General features: G+C 69.3%; 3 protein-coding genes and 1 pseudogene. 1 reads left to right on the top strand and 3 read right to left on the bottom strand.

What is annotated here, in order from left to right; all coding sequences use genetic code 11:
- Positions 1-110: 110 nt before the first annotated feature.
- The 3 genes from kdpA to FV228_RS33405 are packed head-to-tail and all read right to left on the bottom strand — an operon-like array spanning position 111 to position 2130.
- Positions 111-1826 carry a potassium-transporting ATPase subunit KdpA gene (kdpA, locus tag FV228_RS24680; protein WP_147856967.1) on the bottom strand — a complete coding sequence of 572 codons (1716 nt, stop codon included), beginning with the start codon at positions 1824-1826 and terminating at the stop codon, positions 111-113.
- 22 nt (positions 1827-1848) lie between these two features.
- A complete protein-coding gene (locus FV228_RS24675) occupies positions 1849-1950 on the bottom strand; it encodes a K(+)-transporting ATPase subunit F (RefSeq protein ID WP_210247817.1) in 102 nt (33 codons plus the stop codon).
- Positions 1951-1962: 12 nt separating this feature from the next.
- Entirely contained in the window at positions 1963-2130 is a 168-nt protein-coding gene (locus FV228_RS33405; protein WP_187277892.1) for a hypothetical protein, read from the bottom strand.
- A 537-nt stretch (positions 2131-2667) separates the two neighbouring features.
- Between FV228_RS33405 and FV228_RS24670 the strand changes: the two are divergent.
- Positions 2668-3200: pseudogene (locus FV228_RS24670) on the top strand (hypothetical protein); the annotation flags it as partial.

Here is a 3200-nt window from a genome sequence, read left to right as displayed (position 1 = left end):
GGTCGGAGGTCCGCGGCGGCGGCGCGCCGGCCCGGTGCCGGGGCGGGGGTGCCCGGTGCAGCAGGAGGTGATGGCGCGGCATGCGCTGGGTCGGGAGCGTGCGCGGCATCTCAGCCTCCTGTCGCGAAGGTCTGGCCGGCGGCGCCGGCGAGGTGCTCGACCACCGGCCCCAGTGCCAGGGACGGGAAGAAGGTCAGCCCGCCGACGATCAGGATCACGCCGACCAGCAGCCCGATGAACAGCCCGCCGTGGGTCGGGAAGGTGCCCGCCGAGGCCGGCAGCGTCTTCTTGGCGGCGAGCGAGCCCGCGATGGCGAGCACCGGGATCTTCACGAAGAACCGGCCGACTAGCATCGCGAGGCCCAGGGTGCTGTTGTAGAACAGCGTGTTGGCCGTGAGCCCGCCGAAGGCCGAGCCGTTGTTGGCCGCCGCCGAGGTGTAGGCGTAGAGGATCTCGGTGAAGCCGTGCGGCCCGGCATTGGCCGGCCCGGCGAGGCCCGCCGGCAGCACGGTCGCCAGCGCGGTGCCGCCGAGCATCATCAGCGGCAGGCACAGGATGCCGAGCATCGCCATCTTGACCTCCCGCGCCTCGATCTTCTTGCCGAGGTATTCGGGGGTGCGCCCGACCATCAGGCCGGCCACGAAGATCGCCACGATGACGAAGACCAGCATGCCGTAGAGGCCGGCCCCGACGCCGCCGATGACGACCTCACCGAGCTGCATGTTGATGAGCGGGATCATGCCGCCGAGCGCCGTGAAGCTGTCGTGCATGGCGTTGACCGCGCCGCAGGATGCGGCCGTGGTCACCACCGCGAACAGCGCCGAGGCCACGATGCCGAAGCGGACCTCCTTGCCTTCGAGGTTCCCGCCCGCGAGGCCGAAGCCGTTGAGTACGGAGCTGCCCTGCGCCTCCGCCCAGTAGGTGACGAGGACGCCGGCCAGGAACAGGATCCCCATCGCGCCGAGGATCGCCCAGCCCTGGCGCTCGTCCCCGACCATGCGGCCGAACACGTTGGTCAGGGCGGCCCCGATCGCGAAGATCGACACCATCTGGACGAAGTTCGACAGCGCGGTCGGGTTCTCGAACGGGTGCGCGGCGTTGGCGTTGAAGAAGCCGCCGCCGTTGGTGCCGAGCATCTTGATCGCGACCTGGCTCGCCACCGGGCCGATCGCGATGGTCTGCCTTGCCCCTTCCAGCGTGGTCGCGTCGACCGAGGCGCCGAGCGTCTGCGGGACGCCCTGCCAGACCAGGAACAGCGCGTAGGGGATGCAGAGCGGCACGAGGACGTAGAGGGTCGCCCGGGTGACGTCGACCCAGAACGACCCGATGGTGCCGGTGGAGGCCCGGGCGAAGCCGCGGATCAGCGCCACCGCGACGGCGATGCCGGTGGCCGCCGACAGGAAGTTCTGGTGCGTGAGCCCGAGCATCTGGGCCAGGTACGAGAGCGTGGTCTCGCCCCCGTAGGCCTGCCAGTTGGTGTTGGTGACGAAGCTCGTGGCCGTATTGAAGGCGAGGTCCGGCGCCACGGCGGCCTGTTCGGCCGGGTTGAGCGGCAGGAACGCCTGCAGCCGCAGGATCGCGTACAGCACCGCGAAGCCGAGCAGGTGGAACAGGATCACCCCGCCCACATAGGCGAGCCAATGCTGCTCCTGCCGGGCGTCGATGCCGGCGACGCGGTAGAATGCGCGCTCCACCGGCGCCACGATCGGCGAGAGGAGCGTACGCTCCCCGTTGAAGACGCGCGTCATGTAGAGCCCGAGGGGCTTCACGAGCGCCAACACGACCGCGCAGTAGAGCGCGATCTGCATCCAGCCGTTGAGAGTCATGGGAGGGGTCCGTCCGTGCCGCTCAGAACCGCTCGGGGCGGACGAGGGCGTAGGTGAGGTAACCGAGCAGCCCGAGGGTCACGAGCGCGCCGAGGGTCAGGTCGAGGGTCATGGCAAAGGTCATGGACACGCCTCGTCAGAGGCGGTCGCAGAGGACGGCGTAGCCTTCGCCCAGGGCGAAGAAGGCCAGTCCCGCGGCGATGAAGATGAGGTCGAGCATGACGGGGTCCGTTTCGGTTCTGCGGGCGGCCGGCGGCCATGCCGCGACCGATCCCGTCCGACCCGGATTGTGGGCGTGAACCACGTTAGGGTTCGAGATGGAGAGGCGGGCGATCTTATAAGGATCGCATGAGGATCGGCGGGGTAGGGCCGTGCTTTCATCGGGCCCGCAGGCCGCGGCGGGCCCGCTCTCCCGTGCGGGCCATCGGGTTCACACAACGCTGCCGGATAAGGGCGAAGGCTCACCCCAAGCGCGTCTCACTCCCCCCTTTGCGGGCTGGCGTATGCACACATCGTCTTCGGCGAGGCGCGCCGCGCGCTCCTCCCCTGGCGACCTACGGTATTCACACATCCCTGGCCGAGACGCGCTCTCCTCCCCCCTTGCGGGGAGGGGAAAACGCGCCTTTCTTCCAGAACCTTAGTGTTCCGGAAAGACGTGTGAATCCGTTAGCCCGCAGAGGGGGGAGGGAGGGCCTGTGCCTACCGCGGAGCGACTTCTCTTCCGGCCGAGAAGCATCCGACCCGCGTTCCGTGAAGCCGCGATTTTATAAAGGGTAGGAGACGCGCGCTTGGCCGTCCGCCCGGGCCAAGCCACTGCCCCCGAGCCGGCAAAATCTGCCGCGTGGCCGATCCTGCCGGCCCACCGCCCGTCTTGGCCCTTGAAGTCACAGGCAAAATTCTGGACCGCAGCGTGCATCGTCCCGAAAAAGGACTTTCGCGAGGACGTATCATGTCGGTCGGTTCGGTCACGAGCAGCAGCCTCCAGCGGGATCTCATCAGTGCCCTGCGGCAGACGCGCGGTGCGTCGGCGCAGCAGACCGACGCGAACGCGTTCGCGGTGGCGAGCGACGGCGCGAGCCCGTCGGCCGGCGCGGCGGCCACGACCTCCTCCGGCAGCAAAGCGTCCAGCCCGGCGCTGTCGAGCGACCTGATGGCGTCGCTGCTGAAGGTGCAGTCCGACTTCAGCCAGATCAGCGCGCAGGGCGGCTTCGCGGCCCCCACCTCCGCGCAAAGCATCACCGAAGCATCCACCGACGGTTCGGATGACGGCCAGACCCAGGGCAATGCCGCGCCGGCCCGTGCCCATCACGGCCATCATGCCCGCATGGCCGGCGGCAAGGGCTCCGACTCCGTGGCGCCCGGCAGCACCGCGGT

Origin of the sequence: Methylobacterium sp. WL18 (assembly GCF_008040015.1) — a bacterium.
Taxonomy (GTDB): domain Bacteria; phylum Pseudomonadota; class Alphaproteobacteria; order Rhizobiales; family Beijerinckiaceae; genus Methylobacterium; species Methylobacterium mesophilicum.
Note: the sequence above shows the minus strand (reverse complement) of the source record. Positions and strands in the feature narration are given on the sequence as shown.

Coding starts and splice junctions, on each gene's coding strand:
- kdpA (WP_147856967.1), bottom strand. CDS start 1,826: ATGACTCTCAACGGCTGGATGCAGATCGCGCTCTACTGCGCGGTCGTG.
- FV228_RS24675 (WP_210247817.1), bottom strand. CDS start 1,950: ATGACCTTTGCCATGACCCTCGACCTGACCCTCGGCGCGCTCGTGACC.